Origin of the sequence: Rheinheimera hassiensis, assembly GCF_022436675.1 — a bacterium.
Taxonomy (GTDB): domain Bacteria; phylum Pseudomonadota; class Gammaproteobacteria; order Enterobacterales; family Alteromonadaceae; genus Alishewanella; species Alishewanella hassiensis.
Window position 1 is genome coordinate 280515 of the sequence record NZ_JAKUJZ010000006.1, and the last position, 21938, is coordinate 302452.

Genomic DNA, 21938 nt, shown 5'->3' on the forward strand with positions numbered 1-21938 from the left:
TCCGGAGGATAAAAATGTAAATCAGCCGCCTTCAAACAGCGCCCTGCTGGCCAATGGTTTGCTGCCAAGCAGAGGTGCCAGAATTTGCCGGCTTAACTGTTTGGCACAGCGCCGGGTATCGGCGCTTTGCCACTGGCCATTGCCAATATTTAATAAATGCTGTGCTTTAAAGCCATTTGCTGCCACCACAAAACCTTGCTCATGTTGCCACTGATAACACAAAGCTGCTTCCAGCGGATTGCCATCCACATCTTGCTGCCAGTCTATCGGCTGACCCAGCTCAGTTAGCAGCGCAAACTCAAATTCGCGTAAACAGGGCTCAAGCTCCACGCTACCCTGCTGCACCAGCATAAGCTGTTGTAAGCTGTGCTGATAAACATTAAACAGTTGCTCAGCCGCCAGGTTATCCGGCCACAAACGGCATACCAGTTCATTGAGGTAAATGCCGCTATACAGCACCTTGCCGCTAAATAAAAAAGCTGCTGCGGCTTCATCAATGCTTTTCACCGTTTTTAGCTCATTACGGCCGCTAAGCTGCAGCATAAACTGCTGAAACGGCTGCAATGCCAAGCGCTGTTTACCCTGGCGTTTACGTACCACCGCAGAAATACGCCCCTGCTCTGGCAGCAATAATTGTAAAATCAGCTTGTCTTCACCAAGCTGGCGGCTATGCAAAATAAAAGCAGGCCAAAGCTCAGCGTGCATAACGCCTTAATCTTCGCCGTAGCCCAGGCTGCGTAAGGCCCGCTCGTCATCAGCCCAGCCAGATTTTACTTTAACCCATACCTGCAAAAAGACCGGTTGTTCCAGCATTGCGGCCATATCAATACGTGCTTCAGTGGCAATGGTTTTTATCCGCTCACCTTTATTACCAATTACCATGCGTTTTTGGCTGTCGCGCTCAACCAGCACCAGCGCGGCGATATGGTAATGCTTTTCTTCCCATTTAAAGCGTTCAATCTCTACTGTCACCGAGTACGGTAGCTCGTCACCTAAAAAGCGCATCAGCTTTTCGCGCACAATTTCTGCTGCCATAAAACGCATGGAGCGGTCGGTGATATAGTCATCCGGGAAGAAAAACTCGCATACAGGTAAATGCTGCTTTACCACTGCCCGCAACGCCTCGACGTTGTCGCCGGTTTCCGCCGACAGTGGCACTACGTCAACAAAGTTCAACTGCGCGCCCAGCCACTGTAAATGCGGCAACAGGGTGTCTTTATCGCGGTACAGATCCACTTTATTTACCACCAGGATCACCGGTTTCTTCGAGGCAATCAGCCGGTTCAGCACCATCTGATCATCGTCGGTCCAGCGCGTACCTTCCACGACAAACAGCACAAACTCGACATCTAAAATAGAGCTGGCAGCGGCTTTGTTCATCAGCCGGTTAATAGCGCGTTTTTCTTCGCTGTGCAGGCCCGGGGTGTCTACATACACCGTCTGGTAATTGTCACGGGTATCTATACCAACAATACGATGGCGGGTAGTTTGTGGCTTTTTTGAAGTAATACTTACTTTTTGCCCTACCAGCTTGTTCAGTAATGTTGATTTACCCACATTAGGCCGGCCCACTATCGCCACCAAAGCAGCATAGGTTGGCGCCTGAGTATTATCTGTCATGCTTAATTTTTTCCAGCGCCATATGAGCGGCGTCTTGCTCTGCCTTACGGCGTGAACTGCCGGTAGCGGTAAAAGGTGCCATGCCGGCTATGGTGCAGCGCACGGTAAAGGTTTGCTGATGCGCTTCGCCAGCAGTGGCTATCACATCGTACAGCGGCAAAGCTAAGCGTAGCCCTTGCAGATATTCCTGCAACAGGGTTTTAGAGTCTTTTTGCTCGCCAGGTGTAATAGTGTCAAGCCGCGTACCGAACCACAGCAGAATGCGCTCTTTACAAGCAGCCATACCGGTATCAAGGTATATAGCACCCAAAATGGCTTCAACGGTGTCAGCTAAAATAGATTCCCGGCGAAAACCACCGCTTTTAAGCTCACCCGGCCCCAGCCGCAAATGGTCTGACAACCGCAGCTCCTGTGCAATTTCTGCCAGAGTGACGCCTTTAACCAGCGCTGCGCGCATGCGGGTTAAATCGCCTTCGCGTGCTTTGGGGAAATTGTCATATAAGGTTTCAGCAATCACTAAGCTTAGTATTGCGTCGCCAAGAAACTCCAGCCGTTCATTGTGCTGGCCTTTACAGCTGCGGTGGGTTAACGCTTGTTCCAGCAGCGCCTGTTGTTGAAACTGATAGCCCAAACGGGCCATCAGTGGAGTTAACGATTTTTGCATGCTTGTCTCTTAGTGGTACCTGTACAGCTTAGTGAATAGGGCCCAGCCGGTCAAAGCGCACGCCTGTTGGCACCCAACCCGGCACCCAGCTGTTAGGGTCCTCATTAAATTCAAAACTCATCCAGATAAACACCGCTTTGCCTACCATGTTGTGCTCTGGTACAAACCCCCAGAAACGGCCATCACGGCTGTTATCGCGGTTATCTCCGAGCACAAAATAATGGCCTTCCGGTACAACGAATTCGTCGATTGCCGTGCCGCGCTGTTTAAAGAAAAATTCGGTATGCTCGCGCCGCGCCGGGGTTTGCAGAATATCGTGTGTCACCTGGCCAAGCTGTTCGGTGTAACGGCGCTGCGGGCTTTGATCATGGTAAAACTCGCCCTCGTTTTTCAGGCTCAGTTCTACCATTTCCAGCTTGCCGCAGTCGGCCTGCTCTGCACCGGTGCAGGCTTTTTCAATAAATAGTTGTTTATTGCGGTAAATAACTCTGTCGCCCGGCACACCAATAACCCGTTTAATATAGTCGATGGTGGGTTGCTCGGGATATTTAAACACCGCCACATCGCCCCGCTGCGGTTTGTTGTTGCTGTATAACGTTTTACGCCATACCGGGTCTTTTACATCGTAAGAGAATTTCTCTACCAGAATAAAATCGCCTACCAGCAGGGTTGGCATCATTGAACCTGACGGGATCTGAAACGGCTCATAAATAAAAGAGCGAAAAATAGTGATCAGGGCAATAACAGGAAAAATAGATTTTGCTGTTTCTACCAGTTGTGGCTCTTTGAGCAGCTCTTCACCGGCTTCCAGCGGTAGCTGACCACCGGCTGCGCTTTGTGCGCCAGCCAGTTTTTGCTGCCGCTTTGGTGCCAGCACCAAAGCATCCAATAACCAGATTAAACCGCTGGCCAGTGTCAATAACACCAGGAAGATTGCAAAATAACCTGCCATGTAAATCCCTTATTTATTTACCTACTTTCAGAATGGCGAGGAAGGCCTCTTGTGGAACTTCCACATTGCCTACCTGCTTCATGCGTTTTTTACCGTCTTTTTGCTTTTGCAGCAGCTTTTTCTTCCGGCTGATGTCACCGCCATAACATTTCGCCAGTACGTTTTTACGCATCTGCTTAATGGTGGTGCGGGCAATAACGTGGTTACCGATAGCCGCTTGAATAGCGATATCGAACATCTGCCGTGGGATCAGCTCTTTTAATTTTTCTGCCAGTTGCCGGCCACGGCCCTGAGCAAAATCGATATGGCTGATAATAGCCAGCGCATCAACCCGCTCACTATTAATCAAAATATCTACCCGCTGCATATTCGAGGTTTGAAAGCGCTTAAAGCTATAATCCAGCGAAGCATAGCCGCGGCTGGTTGATTTTAAGCGGTCGAAAAAGTCCATTACCACTTCAGCCATCGGCAGCTCATACACCACTGCCACCTGACGCCCGTGATAGCTCATATTCATCTGCACACCGCGTTTTTCAATACACAGGGTAATCACATTACCCAAATATTCTTGCGGCACCAGGATATGCGCCTCAACAATCGGCTCGCGAATTTCATCAATATCATTTACGGCAGGCAAAGCGCTGGGGTTGTCTACCATTACGGTTTCGCCGTTCTTTTTCAGCACTTCGTACACTACTGTTGGTGCCGTGGTAATTAAATCCAGATCGTACTCACGCTCTAAGCGCTCCTGAATAATTTCCATGTGCAGCATGCCAAGGAAACCAATACGGAAACCAAAGCCCAGTGCGCCAGAGTTTTCTGGTTCATAAAACAACGATGAGTCATTCAGACTTAGTTTGGCCAACGCATCACGGAAATCTTCGTAATCGTCGCTCGACACCGGAAACACCCCGGCATATACCTGCGGCTTAATACGCTTAAAGCCCGGTAGCGGTTTTTCGGCACTGTTTTTTGTCAGCGTTAAGGTGTCGCCTACCGGCGCACCTTTAATTTCTTTAATACCGGCGATAACAAAACCTACTTCACCGGTTTTCAACTCACCGGTGTTAGTAGCTTTGGGGCTAAATACACCTACTTTGTCTACTTCGTAGCTCTGACCGGTAGACATTACTTTAATTTTGTCTTTAGCTTTAATGCTGCCGTGTTTTACCCGCACCAGTGATACTACGCCCTGATAGGCATCAAACCAGGAGTCAATAATCAGCGCCTGGGTTGGCTGCTCGGGTTCACCTTCCGGTGGCGGTATCTTCTTAACAATGGTTTCCAGCACATCTTTTATGCCTAGCCCGGTTTTGGCTGAACATTGCACTGCACCTATGGCTTCAATGCCGATAATATCTTCTATTTCTTCTGCTACACGGTCTGGTTCTGCCTGTGGCAAATCAATTTTATTCAGTACCGGTAATACTTCTAAATTCATTTCCAGCGCGGTGTAGCAATTTGCCACCGTTTGCGCTTCAACACCCTGACCGGCATCCACCACCAGCAGTGCACCTTCGCAGGCCGCCAGCGACCGGCTAACTTCATAAGTAAAGTCAACATGACCAGGTGTATCGATAAAATTCAGCTGATAAGTATTGCCATCATCAGCCGGGTAATACAGCGTAACACTCTGAGCTTTAATGGTAATACCGCGCTCACGCTCGAGATCCATTGAATCCAGCACCTGCTGCTGCATTTCACGATCAGATAAACCACCACAATACTGAATTAAACGATCAGACAGCGTCGATTTACCATGGTCGATATGGGCAATAATAGAAAAATTTCTGATGTGATTTAGTTTAGGCATGTTGTCCGCAAAACTGAGGGCGTAACGCAAAGCAGCAAACTCGATAACGACAAGTCGCAACCTCCTGCGCTGACGCGGGTTATTCCGAAAATTAGCGCGAATTGTACTCTATCCGGCGGCAGCTTGCTATGTGTTATTCAAAGCGCTGCACTATCGTGCAGGCAAAAGTATTGGCGGTCAAAGGAGAAAGGAGTTCAGATAAAAGTGTTAGGACAACGCGTGTTGTTGTACGCCAAGCGAAGGCAAAACTTCTAAGATTACAATCTGGGTATGTTTTTCCTGCTGCTGCCCATAACGCCGTGCCAGCATAAAACCACTTACGGTGCCAGCCAGCGCCAGCAGCATAACCCATCCTTCCGCTAAACCCACTGCGTTACCAAGCAGCGCCAGCAGCAGCAGTAACACTAAAGGTAACAAATATACCATCAGTGCAGCCATGATCAGGCTTTGCTCATTAAGGCCAATTTTAACCTGCTCTCCGGGTAGTAACGTCAGGGCGGTGGGAACAAAAAAACGTTGCTGTCTGGGTGTCAGGGTTTTCGCTACTATGCCGGTGCCGCAATCATCACTAACGTTGCAGGCATTGCAACTGGCAACAGGTGTGCTGGTTAACCAAACCCCGTTGCCCTCGCACGCTGCCACAGTCGCAATTTCTTCTACCATCAGTGTACTGCTGCTGCCAACTGACGGGCAGTTTCAATACTCACCGGGCCGATAACCGTCACTTCCAGCTGATTACTGGTTTGCACGTAAATCGTAGTGGCACCGTCACGATAAGCCTGGGTAGGCAATTGTTGTGAATTTTGTACAAAAACCGACACCTGATGCAAACCATCACTTAGCAGCCAATAGCTTAACAAACTGCTTTCAAGCTGTGGAATACCTGCCGGGTCAACAACAGGCTGGTATCCTTGCGGCAACCAGTTCAGTTTGTGTCGGGCTTGCGGCGCAGCCTTAGTTGCAGTATCTGCTGGTTGCGGTAACTCAGCTGCCATCAGCGCATTTAAGTTCTCCGGCAGTTCAGGGCTAATTTGCATATGAGTAACCAACCAGCGCTCCAGCGCGGTTTGCTGTTCAGATAAGGTGTCGATACGTAGCGGAAAACCGGTTTCATCGTCCAGCCATAACCAGTAACTGTAACGGCCAGCGTCTTTGGCAGTCAGGCGCAGTAACTGCGCACTACGGCCAGACATTACCAAACTGCTGCCCGCAACAGCATTATACAGCCGGGTAATATTGTCTTTTGATTCAAACAGCAATGCCGGTAATTCAGGAATACTGGCACCCTGAGTAACAAAGGCAGGCCGGTCGGTAAGCAAATAATAAATCTGGCTATCGCGGCGCAGAATATCTACGCCGTTGGTGTCCAGTGGAATAAGGTGTTCAATTTCCTGCTCAGCGGTGCGGCCATGTATCCAGCGGTAAGTGTCTACTTTACTGCCTTTTAATACCACAAAAGAGGTGTCGAAATTATACTGTTTTACCGCATTTTGTACTTTATCAAACAAGGCCCAGGCAGATTGCTCGGCTTGAGCAACCCCGGAAATTACAACCAACACTATGGCACTACAAAAGCCAGCAAATCGCATCATTGTTGCTCGTTTTGATCTTTTCCATCAGCCTTGTTGCTATTGTGATTAGCCTGCTGAGAGTGCTCCATCACCCGTACCTGTTGGCGATGCGCATTTAACAGCGCCTGCAGGCGTTTTTGTTGCTCCAGCATTGCCTGCTGTTCCTGCTCGGCAAAACGGTCGTTAACGGTGGTCTGACTTAAACTTACCGGCGTGGCAAAACCGGCTATCGGCTGAGTTTGTAACACAGGTAAAGGTGCAAAAGCATCTTGTTGTGGTGACTGCTGATACTGCTGTACACCAAACACGGCCATTAGCGCAACACCGGCAGCTACTGCGCCCTGTGCGACAGGCTGTAACCAGCGGCCATTGGCAGCAACTGACACAGTATTACGTAACCGTTTTAATAGGTTACGATCAGATTGCAACTGATACACCGGCTCATCAGCCAATTGGGCAGCAAAGTTGTCTGCAAAATCAGCCGCTATCGGGCTTTGCGGTTCACGACGTAACACAGCACCGATCAAGTGATAGCGTTCAAGCTGGTGTTGCAACTGAGCATCATTAAGCAAGCTGTCCAGCTGTGCTTTACTCAATGGCTGGTTATCACTGGCAGCAGAGAGCCAATCCTGATTTTCTGACGACATAATGTTTCCTGTCTTAAAATTACTGGTTTTTGCCCTGACTGCTAGCTTATTAACGGCTTAAGCTGCAAATCAATTGCCTCACGTGCCCGGAAAATACGGCTTCTGACGGTGCCTATCGGGCATCCCATTACTTCCGCGATTTCTTCATAGCTTAACCCTTCAAGTTCACGCAGCGTAATAGCAGTGCGAAGTTCGTCGGGCAATTTTTCAATGGTGCTGAACACCACATTACGAATTTCATCGGACAATAACAACTTTTCCGGTGAATCTTGTTCCTTTAATGCATCGCTGCCTTCAAAATATTCAGCATCTTCAGCATCAACATCGGTTGCCGGCGGCTTACGGCCATTAGCAACCAGATAATTCTTAGCACTGTTTACCGCAATACGGTAAAGCCAGGTATAAAACGCGCTTTCGCCACGAAACCCCGGGATAGCCCTATAGGCTTTAATAAAGGCTTCCTGCGCGACATCTGCTACGTCTCCGTGGTTAGAGACATAACGGGAAATTAAGTTCGCAATCCGGTGCTGATATTTTCGCACCAATACATTAAACGCCGCTTTATCGCCTTGTTGTACACGCTGGACAATCTGCCAGTCCAATTCTTGCTCGCTCATATCCGAGCTGATCCCCTGTAATACTAATCGTTCTATTAACTGGCGCTGGTCTAGCGTATTGCTATGACTCTGCTGCACAGAAATAGTTCTGCTAAGTTTGGCAAAAAAGCTACAATAGCCCGACATTGACTGATGGCAAGTGTATCGCATGACGCAAGCAAAAGAATATCTCTGTGATGTATTAATTATCGGCAGCGGCGCTGCCGGATTGTCGCTGGCGCTGCAACTGGCAGACAAAGCCCGTGTGCTGGTACTCAGTAAAGGCCCGCTTCGCGAGGGCTCAACGCTATATGCTCAGGGAGGCATAGCTGCTGTGTTTGATGAAAACGACAGTATTGCATCGCATGTTGATGACACCCTGATAGCCGGTGCCGGCCTTTGTGACGAAGCCGCTGTGCAGTTTACCGCCGGCAATGCCAAAGCTGCGATGGAATGGCTGATTGCTCAGGGCGTGCCGTTTGATCAGTATAAAGATGAAGACGGCAGCCTGAAGTATCACCTAACCCGTGAGGGGGGCCACAGCCACCGGCGTATTTTGCATGCTGCCGACGCCACCGGCCAGGCCGTACAGATCACCTTAGTAGATCAGGTTAAAACCCATCCGAATATTCAGCTGCTGGAAAACTACAACGCTATCGACTTAATTAACGGCCGTAAAATTGGCCGTGAGCCAAAGCGCTGTTATGGCGCTTACGTCTGGAATAAAGATGCCGCCAAAGTAGAGCTGGTGCGGGCCCGCTTTATTGCATTAGCTACCGGTGGTGCCAGCAAGGTGTATCTGTACACCAGCAACCCCGATGTTGCCAGCGGCGATGGCATAGCCATGGCCTGGCGCGCCGGTTGTCGCGTCGCCAATATGGAATTTAACCAGTTTCACCCCACCAGTTTGTATCATCCGGATGCACCAAATTTTTTAATTACTGAAGCCATGCGCGGTGAAGGTGCTTATTTAAAACGGCCGGATGGCAGCCGCTTTATGCCGGATTTTGACGAGCGCGCTGAACTCGCACCGCGCGATATCGTCGCCCGCGCTATCGACTATGAAATGAAACGTCTTGGCGCCAACTGTGTTTATCTGGATATCAGCCACAAACCGAAAGACTTCGTTATTGAGCACTTCCCTACCATTTATGCCAAATGCTTAAGCGTGGGTATTGATATCACCCGCCAACCCATTCCGGTGGTGCCGGCAGCGCACTACACTTGCGGTGGCGTAATGACCAACTTAAATGGCCAGACTGATATTGATAACCTGTATGCCATTGGTGAAGTGGCCTACACCGGCTTGCACGGCGCTAACCGTATGGCCAGTAATTCGCTACTTGAATGTGTAGTGTTTGCGCAGGCTGCGGCCAGCCACATACTGGCAGAATTAGATAGCAGCAGCGAGCTGCCGGTATTGCCACCGTGGGATGACAGCCGTGTCAGCGATTCAGACGAAGAAGTGGTGATTACCCACAACTGGCACGAGCTGCGGTTATTTATGTGGGATTACGTTGGCATAGTGCGCACCAACAAACGGCTGGAACGTGCACTGCACCGGGTTGAGTTACTGCAGCGGGAAATTCGAGAGTATTACAGCAATTTTCGTGTCAGCCATAATTTACTGGAGCTGCGTAATCTGGTGCAGGTAGCCGAGCTGATTATCCACTGCGCGCTGCAGCGTAAAGAAAGCCGGGGCCTGCATTATAACTTGGACTACCCGGACACCCAGCCCGACAGCAAGCCAACTGTACTTACACCCAACGCCAGCGTTTAAAAGCTACGGCTTAGGCTATACGCCAGAGCCTGACTGCCAGTTTTGCTGGCTGATGGCTCTGGCCAACGCCCGAAACTGTGTCTCTGAGCATTGATCAGCAAAAATCCACTTACGGTAGCAGCGCTGATCGGTATCGGCCTGCCACTGCAGCCGCAGCATATGCTGGCTAACCAAGCCACCGGGCAACAACCTGCCAGGTGGTAAGGGGCTGTTAAACCAGTGTAGTTGGCTGTTATCGGTTATGGTTAGCGTGGCACTGTACCGCAGTTGTTGCAAAACACCGTACCAGTGCCAGTAAAATAGTGGCAATACCAAGGCCACCAATATAACCCCGGTGCTGCCCAGCGGAGTGACAGCCAATACCAGCACCGGCAGTGCCGCCAGCAGCATCATGCCACGCTGACACCAACGGCTGGCCGACAAACTGAGGTTATACGCGGACACGATCCAGAATAACCTGGATCAACGCCTGAATAGCCGCATCAGACGATTTGGCATGGCCCATAAACCAGGAAAATAAGTCTGGATCATCGCAGGCCAGTAAACGCTCAAAATCCTGCTTTTGCTGCAGTGTCAGCGCGTCATAACCGTCTTCAACAAAAGGGGCCAGTAATACATCAAGCTCCAGCATGCCGCGACGGCACGCCCAGCGTAATCTTGGTTTAATCATTAACTCTGCCATATGTTTCCTTTGCAAATAGCGCTTTGATATATCGATCCCGACAGGATAGCCGCTGATTCTAACAAAAATTAGCAAACGGGGTTGAGCTTTTCCGGCTTTCCCCCAATGATAGCAATATTCGTTTTAATACTGAGCTTCGCTACGGCACACTATGCATACTTCCTGGTTAACAGCAGAACAATACGCCGCATTGTCCACTCAGGTTCAGGGCGCTTTTATTTCACCGCTACCGGCATTTGAAAGCCTGTTGATAAGCGGGCCCGACAACCGCAAATATTTGCAGGGCCAAACCACCTGCGATCTGGATCAGCTAAACGACAATAATTTTCTGCACGGTGCCCACTGTGACGCCAAGGGTAAAATGTGGTCACAATTTTATCTGGTCAGCCATGCGCAGCAGCTTATCAGTATTGCCTTTCGCGACGAACTTAACGCCTCTGGCGCGCAGTGGAAAAAATTTGGCGTTTTTTCTAAAGTCAGTTTCGAAGCAGGTCAGCAGCACTTCGCCGTATTTGGTCTGGGTGGCGAAAATGCAGCAACATTGATCTCGCAGCTGGGCTTTACCCTACCACAGCGCGGCGAACTTGCCCGGCACAACAATGCCTTATTGCTGGCATTGGCTGCCGACCATTTTATGCTGCTGTTGCCTGTAGCAGAAGCCCAGCAGCTAATGCAGCAAAAACTGCCCTTTGCCGCACCTAACGTCTGGTTGGCACAGCATATTCAGCATGGTTTTAGTTATCTGGAACAGGGTTTAATTGGCGAATTTGTGCCGCAAATGCTTAACTTACAAGCATTAGATGCCATTAGTTTTACCAAAGGCTGCTATATCGGCCAGGAAACAGTGGCCCGGCTGAAATACCGTGGCGGTAATAAAAGAGCCGCGTACATTTTAACAGCCGACACAGACGAAGTGCCAAAAGCTGGCACTGATATAGAAATTCAACTAGGTGAGAACTGGCGCCGGAGCGGCCAGGTTGTCAATGCAGCAAACATTCATAACCAATTATGGTTAATTGCGGTATTACCTAACGACATAACACCGGCAGACTCATTACGGCTTAGCAGCGACAGTGCCCCGGCACTTCGCATAGTGCCGTTACCTTACTCGCTAAATTAAAGAGGTTTTCATGACCATATCTCAGGACAAAGTTGTCGCCATGCACTACACCGTTACCGATCCACAAGGTAACGAACTGGATTCTTCCGTTGGCGGCGAGCCTTTAGTCTTCTTATTTGGCCACGGTTCACTTATTCCGGGTTTAGAGCAGGCGTTAACCGGCAAAGCCGCCGGTGACAAATTTAAAGCCGATATTGCAGCTGCAGAGGCTTATGGCGAGCGCCATGATGCACTCACGCAGGCCGTACCAAAAACCATGTTTGAAGGTATGGACGTTGCCGTGGGTATGCGTTTTCGTGCCGCCGGCCCGGATGGCCGTGAGCAATCGGTTATCGTGCTGGAAGTAACCGAAGATGAAGTCGTGGTTGATGGTAACCACCCGTTATCTGGTATCGATTTGAGCTTTGACGTTGAAGTACTGCTGGTACGTGATGCCACCGAAGAAGAACTCAGCCATGGCCATGTGCATGGCATAGATGGCCACGCCGGTCACTAATAAGCTACACCTAAAAGCCGGCCGGTAAAGGCCGGCAACTCCTGCCAACAGCGGTTACTTTTTCCTTCAGCATTTACCCTGCTTAACGGCAAAAAACTTAATTCAGATCAAGCCCCACTTTGGCGAATTGCATTGCGCCGGTTAGTAACAGCCCATTAGCACCTGCAGTAAATTCTTGACACTGAGCGCAAAGCCACATATTTTTACCGACTGTCAGAATTTTTTCCATTGAGAGCGACCGGCCTGAATGAAAGATCGTATTATCATTTCTGTCTCAACCATCAATGGGACCCGCCATTTTAATGTCAGCAAACTGTTTAAACGCAACGCCGTTATAGCTATGTGGGCCATGCTGTTTGGCCTGATCATTACCGCTGCGGTTATAGATTACCTGCTGCGCACCGTAGATAAAAGCCAGCACCAGCGTACTGCGCTTACCGAACAAGCCGCCAGCCTGCGGGCAGAAATTGATTTGCTGAACAACAGCAAACAGCAATTGGAGCTTGAGCTAAACACCAAACAAGACGAAATGCTGCAGGTAGTAAACCGCGTTGGCGAAATAGAACTGGCACTGGGATTAGAGCAGCAATATCCGCAAAATTTAGAAAACCGGCTTGATACTGCCAGCGTTAACTCGGCTGCACGCCTGGCGATGCTGCAACTGGTACCTAACGGTTCACCGCTGGAGTTCAGGCGCCGCTCGTCACGCTTTGGTGTACGCGAACACCCTATTATTGGCAAACAGCAGCACCACAAAGGGGTAGATTTATCCGCTAGCCGCGGCACGCCTATTTATGCACCGGCTGATGGCGTGGTTGAAGTTGTCCGGCCGAATAAACAAGGCTACGGCAATCTGTTAAAAATCCGCCATGCGTTTGGTTTTTCAACCCTTTATGCACATCTGGACTCTTTTAAAGTAAAAAGTGGCCACTTTGTACATAAAGGCGAGCTAATCGCCACCTCAGGCAATACCGGTTTATCTACCGCACCGCATCTACATTACGAAGTACATTTCCTTGATCGGGCACTTAATCCACAAAGCTTTATGGACTGGGATGCCACTAATTTCGATCTGGTGTTTGAGAAGGAAAGGAGCATTAAATGGGATTCTTTAGTCAGCATGCTGGAAACCAAGGCAAGCACGCAGTTACAACTGTCGTTGCACAAGGATGCACAGTTAACGGCAGTCTCCGACTAAGCTGCGATATGCAGGTAGACGGTTATGTCGAAGGTAAAATTGTCAGCGAAAAAACCTTAGTGATCAGTGGCACCGGCCGCATAAAAGGCGAGCTTACTGCCGACAAGGTGATTATTAACGGTTTATTTGAAGGCGATTGCTTTGCCAATAGCGTTGAAATATTGCCGCAGGGCAAAGCGCACGGCGTGATCCATTGCGACGATCTGAGCATTGAGCGCGGTGGCAGCTTTATTGGTAAAACCATGCCAACCTCAACCGAACAGGTCATTAGCCTGCCTAAAACTGAATCCACCGAGCGTAGTACGCCATCGCTGGAGAGCAAAACCGAAACCGGTTAATACCGCTCAGTCTTCGCCGTTGGTCGCAAAGGCTGGTGTTTTTTTCGTTGCGCCGTTAAGTTGATAACGTATTTAAACTTAACGGCGGTATAACAATGAAAAAAACGCTTCTGGCCAGTTTACTTTGCTTTAGCAGCCTCAGTGCTGTTGCCGCAAATTCCTTACCTGAACAAATTCAGCAAGATTACCAGCAACATCTGGGCGCGCTGTTTACTCATTTTCACCAACATCCCGAACTGTCGCATATGGAAACCCAAACCGCTAAGCGCCTGGCAAAAGAGCTGCGTGATGCCGGTTTTGACGTTACCGAAGGCGTAGGCAAAACCGGTGTGGTAGCCATGCTGAAAAACGGCCCCGGCCCGCTGGTAATGATGCGTGCCGATATGGATGGCTTGCCGGTAGAGGAGAAATCCGGCCTGGCTTATGCCTCTAAAGCGAAACAAACCGACTGGGACGGCAACGAAGTATCCGTTATGCATGCCTGTGGCCACGACGTACACATTACCAGCCTGGTAGGCACGGCAAGGCGCATGGCGGCGATGAAAGACCAATGGTCCGGCACCCTGATGCTGGTGGGCCAACCGGCAGAAGAACGGGTTGGCGGCGCCAAAGGCATGATGCAGGACAATATCTGGGGCCGCTTTGGCCAGCCCGATTATGCGCTGGCGTTTCATGTTTCATCTGAAATTGAAACCGGCAAAATTGTCGCAGTAGAAGGCTCGCCCTACTCGGGCGTAGACAGCGTGGATATTATTGTGCACGGAGTGGGGGCCCATGGCGCCAGCCCGCACCGGGGTAAAGACCCTATAGTGCTGGGCGCGCAAATTGTGCTGGCACTGCAAACCATCGTCAGCCGTGAAATAGCACCCAAAGAGCCGGCATTAATTACCGTAGGCGCCTTTCACAGCGGCACCAAGCACAATATTATTTCCGATAAAGCCCACCTACAGCTAACTGTGCGTAACGACAACTGGGAAACGCGGGAATATTTAATCGCTGCCATTAAACGGGTAGCCGAAAACCTGGGCCGGGCAGCCGGTTTGCCGGAAGATAAACTGCCTGAAGTACGCATTACCGACGAGCCCACCCCACCTACCGTGAACGATATTCCGCTGACACAACGGCTGAAAAAAGCCTGGGCGGCCAACATGGGCGAACCGGTGTTTGATGAAAACTACAAACGCTTAGGTATGGGTGCAGAAGACTTCCCGTTTTTTACCACTAAGCCGTATATCCCCAGTACTTACTTTGCGGTTGGCGGCACACCGGCAGAGGCATTTGCTGCTGAGAAAGCCGGTGGCCCGGCAGTGCCCAGCCACCATAGCCCGCTGTTTAAAATCAGCCCACAACCTGCGGTAACCAAGGGCGTGGAAGCCACTGTGATCGCCTTGCTGGATTTAATGCCAAAGCAATGATGTCATTAAAAGACATGTCGCAGGTTATATCCGAATAGAGCAGAATCGGTTTGCTCTAAGCTAACCGTTGAAGGCATGGATGCTGACAAATTCGCCTGGAGCGAATTTGAACAGCTGTGCTGGTCCGCAGGATGAACTTCAGGGATGAAGTTCATAATCGAGCCCCCATGGATGGATTCACGGCGTGTTAGCGTGAACAAACCGATGGCAGCGAGTTGCATCATCAGGCTTAGCTGCTTTTTTCACCATCAAAATAATGCAAAGCAGCGCCATTCTGCTACAATGCCGCCCCTTTTGCAGGCCAAGGCCCGCAGTTTTATCTTTTGCGGAGCACCAGCATGAGCAACACCTCTTTTTCCAGCCTGAATTTACCAGACGCTTTAGTCAGTAATCTTAACGATTTAGGCTACAGTGCCATGACAGCTATTCAGGCGCAGGCACTGCCGGCAATTTTGGCCGGGCAGGATGTTATCGGACAGGCCAAAACAGGCTCAGGCAAAACGGCCGCGTTTGGTTTAGGCCTGCTGGCTAAATTAGATGTTAAATATTTTCGCGTGCAAACGCTGGTACTTTGCCCCACGCGCGAGTTGGCCGATCAGGTGGCGGCAGAGCTGCGTAAACTGGCGCGCAGTATTCATAATATTAAAATTCTTACGCTGTGCGGTGGCGTACCAATTGGCCCGCAAATCGGCTCACTGGAACATGGCGCCCATATTATTGTTGGCACGCCGGGCCGGGTGGTTGATCATTTAGACAAAGGCCGGCTAAATCTGGACGATTTAACCACGCTGGTGCTGGACGAAGCCGACCGCATGCTGGAAATGGGTTTTCAGGCCGACTTAGATAACGTTATCGCTAAAGCTCCGGCAAAACGCCAAACACTGTTATTCAGCGCCACCTATCCCAGCGCTATTGCCAAGCTAAGTGAGCGCCTGCTAACCAACCCGCTGCAGGTAACAGTAGCCGAGCAGCACGACACCAGCAGCATACAGCAGCAGTTTTTCCAGGTGGCCGACAACAACGCCCGCTTAAGTGCTTTGCGTACCTTATTACTGCAGTATCAGGGCCAAAGCAGCATGGTGTTTTGTAATACCAAGCGCGAAACACAAGACGTTGCCGACGCCCTGCATCAGTTTGGTTTTAGCGTACTGGCACTGCATGGCGATATGGAGCAAAAAGACCGTGACCAAACCCTGGTACAGTTTGCCAATGGCAGCGCCTGTATTTTAGTAGCGACCGACGTTGCTGCCCGCGGTTTGGATATCAGCAGTGTAGATGCGGTATTTAACTACCAGCTGGCACATGATGCTGACACCCACACCCACCGTATTGGCCGCACCGGCCGCGCTGGCCAAAGCGGTATTGCGCTAAGCTTATTTACTGCCAGTGATGCCGGTAAACTGATCCCGCTGGAAGATGGCTTAGGTATTAAAATTGATGCGGCTGAACTGCCGGTTGTAGATATTGCCGCATTAAAACCGGCTAAGCCGTTAATGGCCACGCTGCAACTGGATGGTGGTAAAAAGCATAAAATCCGTGCCGGTGATATTGTTGGCGCCCTCACAGCCAGCAAGCAGCTAAGCAATGACGACTTAGGTAAAATTCAGCTGCACGATATCTGGAGCTTTGTCGCAGTAAAACGTACAGCCGTAAAGCTGGCACTGCAGCTGATTCAGCAGGGTAAAATTAAAGGCAAAAGTATCCGCGCCCGGGCACTGTGACAACAACGGTCATTGCAACTGGAGTGAGAACCGATTTGCCCTAAGCGAACCGTTGAAGGCATGGATGCCTGAATCGAGCCTACAGGGAGGTATTTACGGCGCGTTTGCGTGGGCAAACCGGTTCGCGCATAAACCCCATCACCGTTCTGCACACTAGAGCTGCGGCTTCCCCTGGCGCAACGCCTTGGTAGCACCACGCTGCTTTTTATGTTCCAGCCGCCGCTGCTGGCTGCCATAAGTGGCTTTGGTGGCAACCCGTTTTTTCGCCACTCTGGCGGCTGACTGCACCAGCTCAATAAACTGCGCCAAAGCCTGCTCGCGGTTCATCTCCTGGCTGCGGCTTTGCTGGCATTTAATAATAATTTTGCCGCTTTGCGTAATGCGATGGTCTGATTTTGCCAACAGCTTATCTTTATAAAACTGCGGCAAGCTGGACGCATTAATATCAAAAATCAGCTGCGCGGCAGTAGACACCTTATTCACATGCTGGCCACCGGCACCGCTGGAACGGATAAACTGCCACTCCACTTCATTGTCATTAAGAGCCACACTACCTGAAATCTGAATTGCCATACTATCGCTATAGGTTGCTGCGTTAATACCCCGATCAGACCACAAGCACCGCCGTGACACAAGTTTAACGGCCAATACCCACACTACTTAGTGGTATACGCCTAAAGTCTATGCACCTTAAGTCTAAGTTCGTTAACTGCAATTTTTAGTTACAGTAAAGCCATTGTCGTTACCACTACCGACGCAAGGACATCAATATGGCCAGCACCAGCCTCTATCACAATGAATATCAACGTGCCATTAACGCCCCCGAACCGTTCTGGCAGCAGCAAGCCGCTAAACTAAACTGGTATAAAACACCGCGCACTATTTTGCAGCAACAAGATACCAATCATTATCAATGGTTTAGCGACGGCGTGCTAAATACTGCCTATCTGGCGCTGGATACCCATATTGAGCAAGGCCGTGGCGAACAAACCGCGCTGATTTACGACTCGCCGGTAACCAACAGCAAGCAGCAATTTAGCTACCGCCAACTGCGCGATGAAGTAGCTCAATTTGCCGGAGTCTTAAAAGCTTTGGGGGTGAGCAAAGGCGACCGCGTAGTGATTTATATGCCAATGATCCCGCAAGCTGCCATTGCCATGCTGGCGGTGGCGCGTTTAGGTGCAGTACATTCAGTGGTATTTGGCGGGTTTTCAGCCCATGAACTGGCCATGCGGATAGACGACGCAAAACCCAAAGTGGTGGTTAGTGCGTCCTGCGGTATTGAAATCAGTAAACTTATCGCCTACAAACCACTGCTGGATGACGCCATCAGCAAAGCTGAACATAAACCACAGCACTGCGTTATTTATCAGCGGCCACAACTACTGGCTACCCTGCAAAGCGGCCGCGACCTGGATTGGCGCCAGGCTATGGCCGCGGCAGAAAGCGCGCCTTGTGTGCCGGTAAAAGCCACCGATCCGTTATATGTATTGTACACCTCCGGCACCACCGGCAAACCCAAAGGCGTAGTGCGTGATAACGGCGGCCATGCGGTAGCGCTTAATTACAGTATGCAGGCGGTGTATAACGCCAAACCAGGCGATGTGTTCTGGGCCGCGTCTGACGTTGGCTGGGTAGTTGGCCACTCTTATATTGTTTATGCACCGCTTATCGCCGGCTGCACCAGCGTATTGTACGAAGGTAAACCGGTATTTACCCCCGATGCCGGCGCTTTTTGGCGCGTATGTGCTGAGTATAAGGTCAATATTTTATTTGCCGCGCCCACGGCGTTTCGGGCTATTCGCAAAGAAGACCCGGACGCCGCACTGCAACGCTATGATTTATCGGCCCTGCGCGCCGTGTTTGTTGCCGGTGAACGGCTGGACCCGGCCACCTACCAGTGGGTAGCTGAAAAATTGAAAAAACCGGTGATTGATCACTGGTGGCAAACTGAAACCGGCTGGCCCATAGCCGCCAACCCGGCCGGACTGGAGTTAATGAACGCCAAACCAGGCTCAGCTACCGTGCCGGTGCCGGGCTTTAATGTACAAATACTGGACGACAGCGGCAAAGTGCTGCGCGCTAATGAGCAGGGCTTTATCGCCATAGCACTGCCACTGCCACCAGGCTGTTTAACCACTATCTGGGGTAACGATGAGCGCTTTGTCGCCGGTTACCTGGATAGCTTCCCCGGTTACTACGCCAGCGGAGACGGCGGCTATATTGACGAAGACGGCTATCTGTTTGTTATGGGCCGCACTGATGATGTAATCAACGTTGCCGGGCACCGCTTATCTACCGGCGAAATGGAACAAATTGTCGCTAATCACCCGGCTATTGCCGAGTGCTGCGTTATTGGTATTCACGAGCCAATCAAAGGCCAACAACCACTGGCGCTGGTATTGCTGAAAAACGGCACCGACATTGACGAAACCATACTTGAAGCCGAACTGGTAGCTATGGTACGGCAGGAAATTGGCGCACTGGCCTGCTTTAAAAAAACCATTATTGTAAAACGCCTGCCCAAAACCCGCAGCGGCAAAATTTTACGTAAACTGCTGCGGCAAATTGCAGATGGCAAAGAATACAGCGTACCGTCTACCATAGACGACCCGGCCAGCGTAGCTGAAATTGCCCAACTGATGGCCAGCAAGGGGCTGATTAGCCAAACCTGAGCCAGCCCCCGGTGCAGTAGCCAATAACAGCTTAATCTGCGCTGGCAATCTGGGGGCTAAACAGCTTATGCTACTGCGCCTGAATTACGTTGTATTTGCGCCGCATCCAGCGGGCTGTATGGAGCTGTTGCCCGAATGATATCGCCGATAAACCTGATGCACAAAACCATTGCCTTTATGCAGCGCTGGCCTGGTTTGATGGCCGTGCTGGCCTTTGCCGCTGGTGTAGCCAGTTATATTCTGGTTGAACGCAAACAATCGCTGGCACAGATTATTGCCGTACTTTTATTGCTTAGCTGGTTATGGCTATTGCTGGATAACTGGCTGCGCGAACGCATAGAGCAACGCTTTGGCATAACGCTATCGCCCATTCTGGTGCGTTTTGCTCTGCAAACAGTGCATCAGGAAAGCCTGTTTTTCGCCTTACCGTTTTTTCTTGCTGTTACCAGTTGGCACCACGGCCAGGCGGCATTTACTATACTGATTATTTTTTGCGCGCTGGTTTCTGTAGTAGACCCACTGTATTACAAAAAGCTGGCACCACATCGCACAGTGTTTGTGGTGTTCCATGCTTTTACTTTGTTTGTTGTACTGTTAATAGTGCTGCCGGTATTAATGCAACTTACCACCAGCCAAAGCATGGCCGCAGCCCTGGGTATCGCCGTGCTGCTGAGTTTACCCAGCCTGGGCGCAATAATGCCGGGTGGCCGCTGGTGGCGGGTACCGTTTTTACTCTGCTTACTTACTGTACTTAGCGCCGGTTTATGGCAACTACGCAGTTGGGTGCCGCCGGCAGCCCTTCGCCTTAACGCTATAATCTTGTCGCACGAAATGGACTACGAGCAACGTAAGCCCGGCGACAGCATCAGCCAGGTCAACAACCACGACTTACAACAGCAAGGCTTATACAGCTTTACCGCGGTAACGGTGCCTCGCGGCCTTAAAGAGCAAATTTTTCATGTTTGGCTGCACAATGGCAAAGAAGTGGATCGTATTCAGCTGAATATCACCGGCGGCAGCGCCACTGGTTATCGCGCCTGGAGCCATAAACTGAATTTTCCGGCCAACGCCGAAGGCAAATGGCGGGTAGAAGTAGTAACAGAATCAGAGCAGCTTATCGGCCTGGCCCGCTTTACAGTAACGGCCGCTGCACCGGCACCACTACCGCAGGCGGGTTTTTAACCGGCTGGCGGCAATGTTGTTTCAGTAACTGCTCAAGCTCCTTCAGCCGCGCCTGCAACTGCTGGCCATGATCAGGGTTATACGGTTGGCGCAATTGCCTGCGTATCTCAAGCCGCTGCTCATTTAACATCTGGCATTCCGCCTGGCTAAATTGTGGCGTGGCATGCGCCATGCAAGACGTCAGACCTATCAACACACTTAAAATGAAACGCATATAACGCCCTTAATGCTTTTTTTATCTGATGTTTTCAGTGTGACAATAATGCAGCTAAAAGTATAGTTGTCAGCCATAAACACCGTTTACTGCATATTGCCACACAGTAAAATCGGGATTTAGAGATGCAATTGTGTACCCAATTATCTATGATTGCTTTAAAAGGACTTTAGGACGTTCAAAATGAGACCTCACTTACTGCCACTCTTGCTGATAACAGTACCGGCTTTAGTTTCAGCCAATGTCTATAAGTGCGAAGTTAACGGCGTGATTACCTACAGCCAGATCCCCTGCAGCGACGATGCCCAGGTTACTGATTACTCCAGAGATGAAATAGCCGACCCACCCCAGCCTCAAAGCACTACTAGCACTGACAAAGCTGCCGCCACAATGAACAGGCTAAGTGATTCGATCAAAAAGCGTGATATGCGTATAGCAATAAACAGGCTTAAATCAGACAAAGCCAAACTGCAAAACCAGCGTGATGCAAAGATGGCAAAATTGAAGAACTCTAAGCGCTATGCAAACAACAATCTGGCTGGCGCAGTATGGGAAGAAAGCTTATCTAACGAAATGGCAGCAATAGCCGCTCAGTACGACACAGACGTAAGGGCAATTGACGTTGAAATAGACAGATTAAATGATGAATTAAAAAGGCTTTAACGTAACAGGTACAAATAGAAAAGTATTTTACGGCAGTTGACGGCTGCACCAGCAGTACAGTAACTTAGCGCTCTGCTTTACACACTAATGCACTGCGGGTGTAGTTCAATGGTAGAACGAAAGCTTCCCAAGCTTTAGACACGGGTTCGATTCCCGCCACCCGCTCCAACTCAGGTTTATTCATACTTAGCGCGAATGCTGCTAAACACATCGGTAGATTTAATCGCCAGCCCTTGCTCTAGCTGAGTAACGGACACTTTAATATCATCACTAATGCGCTTCGCCTGAACAAACTCAGCAAAAGCACGGGCAACAGATTGTGGGTTGTCACCAAACACTTGCTTTAGATCTGCTTCCAATACAGGGTTATCTATCTGAATATTTAACATCTGAATACTCCGCTTTGGTTTACTACAAGCATACTGCTTATAACAATGTAGCTCAACTGATGCCCGTTACCTCCCAGGCTTTAGACACGGGTTCGATTCCCGCCACCCGCTCCGGTTTCTGCGCAAAAAAAATATTTTGCAGTTTTTTTGTCACAGCAGATCATGCTGACGGTACTTAGTAATGTTACTCAACACTTACTAA

25 protein-coding genes and 1 tRNA gene are annotated in these 21938 nt (G+C 50.1%); 11 read left to right on the plus strand and 15 right to left on the minus strand.

Annotation, left to right across the window (positions count from 1 at the left end; translation table 11 throughout):
• Positions 1–21: 21 nt before the first annotated feature.
• The 9 genes from recO to rpoE all read right to left on the minus strand — a co-directional run bounded on the left by recO (position 22) and on the right by rpoE (position 7884).
• A complete protein-coding gene (gene recO, locus MJX74_RS14730; RefSeq protein ID WP_240223590.1) occupies positions 22–705 on the minus strand; it encodes a DNA repair protein RecO in 684 nt (227 codons plus the stop codon).
• 6 nt (positions 706–711) lie between these two features.
• The gene (gene era, locus MJX74_RS14735) at positions 712–1620 is read right to left on the minus strand and encodes a GTPase Era (RefSeq protein WP_068232456.1); all 909 of its coding nucleotides are present in this window, start codon (positions 1618–1620) and stop codon (positions 712–714) included.
• The gene (rnc, locus tag MJX74_RS14740; RefSeq protein ID WP_240223591.1) at positions 1610–2284 is read right to left on the minus strand and encodes a ribonuclease III; all 675 of its coding nucleotides are present in this window, start codon (positions 2282–2284) and stop codon (positions 1610–1612) included. Before rnc ends, era begins: the two co-directional genes overlap by 11 nt.
• Before the next feature lie 28 nt (positions 2285–2312).
• Positions 2313–3236: a signal peptidase I gene (lepB, locus tag MJX74_RS14745; protein WP_240223592.1), complete on the minus strand. Its 924-nt coding sequence runs from the start codon at positions 3234–3236 to the stop codon at positions 2313–2315.
• A gap of 13 nt (positions 3237–3249) precedes the next feature.
• A complete protein-coding gene (gene lepA / locus MJX74_RS14750) occupies positions 3250–5049 on the minus strand; it encodes a translation elongation factor 4 (protein WP_240223593.1) in 1800 nt (599 codons plus the stop codon).
• A gap of 207 nt (positions 5050–5256) precedes the next feature.
• Positions 5257–5712 (minus strand): SoxR reducing system RseC family protein, encoded by a 456-nt coding sequence (locus MJX74_RS14755; protein WP_240223594.1) that lies wholly within the window; start codon positions 5710–5712, stop codon positions 5257–5259.
• Positions 5712–6641 carry a MucB/RseB C-terminal domain-containing protein gene (locus tag MJX74_RS14760; protein ID WP_240223595.1) on the minus strand — a complete coding sequence of 310 codons (930 nt, stop codon included), beginning with the start codon at positions 6639–6641 and terminating at the stop codon, positions 5712–5714. The genes MJX74_RS14755 and MJX74_RS14760 overlap by 1 nt, the downstream gene beginning before the upstream one ends.
• On the minus strand, positions 6638–7267 hold the full coding sequence (locus tag MJX74_RS14765) for a sigma-E factor negative regulatory protein (protein WP_240223596.1): 630 nt from the start codon (positions 7265–7267) through the stop codon (positions 6638–6640). The genes MJX74_RS14760 and MJX74_RS14765 overlap by 4 nt, the downstream gene beginning before the upstream one ends.
• Before the next feature lie 41 nt (positions 7268–7308).
• A complete protein-coding gene (gene rpoE, locus MJX74_RS14770) occupies positions 7309–7884 on the minus strand; it encodes an RNA polymerase sigma factor RpoE (protein WP_068232476.1) in 576 nt (191 codons plus the stop codon).
• A gap of 148 nt (positions 7885–8032) precedes the next feature.
• Between rpoE and nadB the strand changes: the two genes are divergently transcribed.
• Positions 8033–9643: an L-aspartate oxidase gene (gene nadB, locus MJX74_RS14775; protein WP_240223597.1), complete on the plus strand. Its 1611-nt coding sequence runs from the start codon at positions 8033–8035 to the stop codon at positions 9641–9643.
• Positions 9644–9658: 15 nt separating this feature from the next.
• Here the strand turns inward: nadB and MJX74_RS14780 are convergent, their stop codons facing one another.
• On the minus strand, positions 9659–10087 hold the full coding sequence (locus MJX74_RS14780) for a protein YgfX (RefSeq protein WP_240223598.1): 429 nt from the start codon (positions 10085–10087) through the stop codon (positions 9659–9661).
• A complete protein-coding gene (locus MJX74_RS14785) occupies positions 10074–10325 on the minus strand; it encodes an FAD assembly factor SdhE (protein WP_068232485.1) in 252 nt (83 codons plus the stop codon). Before MJX74_RS14785 ends, MJX74_RS14780 begins: the two co-directional genes overlap by 14 nt.
• Positions 10326–10476: 151 nt before the next feature.
• On the opposite strand from MJX74_RS14785, the gene ygfZ reads away from it, so the two are divergent.
• Together ygfZ and MJX74_RS14795 are read left to right on the plus strand one after the other, a co-directional pair.
• Complete coding sequence (ygfZ, locus tag MJX74_RS14790; protein WP_240223599.1) at positions 10477–11445, plus strand: tRNA-modifying protein YgfZ; 969 nt, start codon at positions 10477–10479, stop codon at positions 11443–11445.
• A 10-nt stretch (positions 11446–11455) separates the two neighbouring features.
• Positions 11456–11941, plus strand: coding sequence for an FKBP-type peptidyl-prolyl cis-trans isomerase (locus tag MJX74_RS14795; protein WP_068232493.1), 486 nt, complete (start codon positions 11456–11458; stop codon positions 11939–11941).
• 97 nt (positions 11942–12038) lie between these two features.
• Here MJX74_RS14795 and MJX74_RS21790 read toward each other — a convergent pair whose 3' ends face one another.
• Positions 12039–12170 (minus strand): hypothetical protein, encoded by a 132-nt coding sequence (locus tag MJX74_RS21790; protein WP_275692798.1) that lies wholly within the window; start codon positions 12168–12170, stop codon positions 12039–12041.
• Positions 12171–12188: 18 nt separating this feature from the next.
• Between MJX74_RS21790 and MJX74_RS14800 the strand changes: the two genes are divergently transcribed.
• From MJX74_RS14800 to dbpA, 4 genes are all read left to right on the plus strand, one after another.
• Positions 12189–13139 (plus strand): M23 family metallopeptidase, encoded by a 951-nt coding sequence (locus tag MJX74_RS14800; protein ID WP_240223603.1) that lies wholly within the window; start codon positions 12189–12191, stop codon positions 13137–13139.
• An 8-nt stretch (positions 13140–13147) separates the two neighbouring features.
• Positions 13148–13477: a bactofilin family protein gene (locus tag MJX74_RS14805; RefSeq protein WP_240223605.1), complete on the plus strand. Its 330-nt coding sequence runs from the start codon at positions 13148–13150 to the stop codon at positions 13475–13477.
• Positions 13478–13572: 95 nt separating this feature from the next.
• The gene (locus MJX74_RS14810) at positions 13573–14892 is read left to right on the plus strand and encodes an amidohydrolase (RefSeq protein WP_240223607.1); all 1320 of its coding nucleotides are present in this window, start codon (positions 13573–13575) and stop codon (positions 14890–14892) included.
• Positions 14893–15230: 338 nt separating this feature from the next.
• Positions 15231–16613, plus strand: coding sequence for an ATP-dependent RNA helicase DbpA (dbpA, locus tag MJX74_RS14815; RefSeq protein WP_240223609.1), 1383 nt, complete (start codon positions 15231–15233; stop codon positions 16611–16613).
• A 153-nt stretch (positions 16614–16766) separates the two neighbouring features.
• Here the strand turns inward: dbpA and arfB are convergent, their stop codons facing one another.
• Positions 16767–17186: an alternative ribosome rescue aminoacyl-tRNA hydrolase ArfB gene (arfB, locus tag MJX74_RS14820; RefSeq protein ID WP_240223611.1), complete on the minus strand. Its 420-nt coding sequence runs from the start codon at positions 17184–17186 to the stop codon at positions 16767–16769.
• Between the two features lie 197 nt (positions 17187–17383).
• On the opposite strand from arfB, the gene MJX74_RS14825 reads away from it, so the two are divergent.
• Together MJX74_RS14825 and MJX74_RS14830 are read left to right on the plus strand one after the other, a co-directional pair.
• Entirely contained in the window at positions 17384–19288 is a 1905-nt protein-coding gene (locus tag MJX74_RS14825) for a propionyl-CoA synthetase (protein WP_240223613.1), read from the plus strand.
• A 135-nt stretch (positions 19289–19423) separates the two neighbouring features.
• Positions 19424–20470 (plus strand): DUF5924 family protein, encoded by a 1047-nt coding sequence (locus MJX74_RS14830; protein WP_240223615.1) that lies wholly within the window; start codon positions 19424–19426, stop codon positions 20468–20470.
• Here MJX74_RS14830 and MJX74_RS14835 read toward each other — a convergent pair.
• Positions 20421–20684 carry a hypothetical protein gene (locus MJX74_RS14835; protein ID WP_240223617.1) on the minus strand — a complete coding sequence of 88 codons (264 nt, stop codon included), beginning with the start codon at positions 20682–20684 and terminating at the stop codon, positions 20421–20423. The two genes, MJX74_RS14830 and MJX74_RS14835, sit on opposite strands and share 50 nt — an antisense overlap.
• 183 nt (positions 20685–20867) lie before the next feature.
• On the opposite strand from MJX74_RS14835, the gene MJX74_RS14840 reads away from it, so the two are divergent.
• Together MJX74_RS14840 and MJX74_RS14845 are read left to right on the plus strand one after the other, a co-directional pair.
• Positions 20868–21347 carry a DUF4124 domain-containing protein gene (locus MJX74_RS14840; RefSeq protein WP_240223619.1) on the plus strand — a complete coding sequence of 160 codons (480 nt, stop codon included), beginning with the start codon at positions 20868–20870 and terminating at the stop codon, positions 21345–21347.
• 94 nt (positions 21348–21441) lie between these two features.
• A tRNA-Gly gene (locus tag MJX74_RS14845) sits at positions 21442–21515 on the plus strand.
• 8 nt (positions 21516–21523) lie between these two features.
• Here the strand turns inward: MJX74_RS14845 and MJX74_RS14850 are convergent.
• Positions 21524–21736 carry a hypothetical protein gene (locus MJX74_RS14850; RefSeq protein ID WP_240223620.1) on the minus strand — a complete coding sequence of 71 codons (213 nt, stop codon included), beginning with the start codon at positions 21734–21736 and terminating at the stop codon, positions 21524–21526.
• Between the last annotated feature and the right edge of the window lie 202 nt (positions 21737–21938).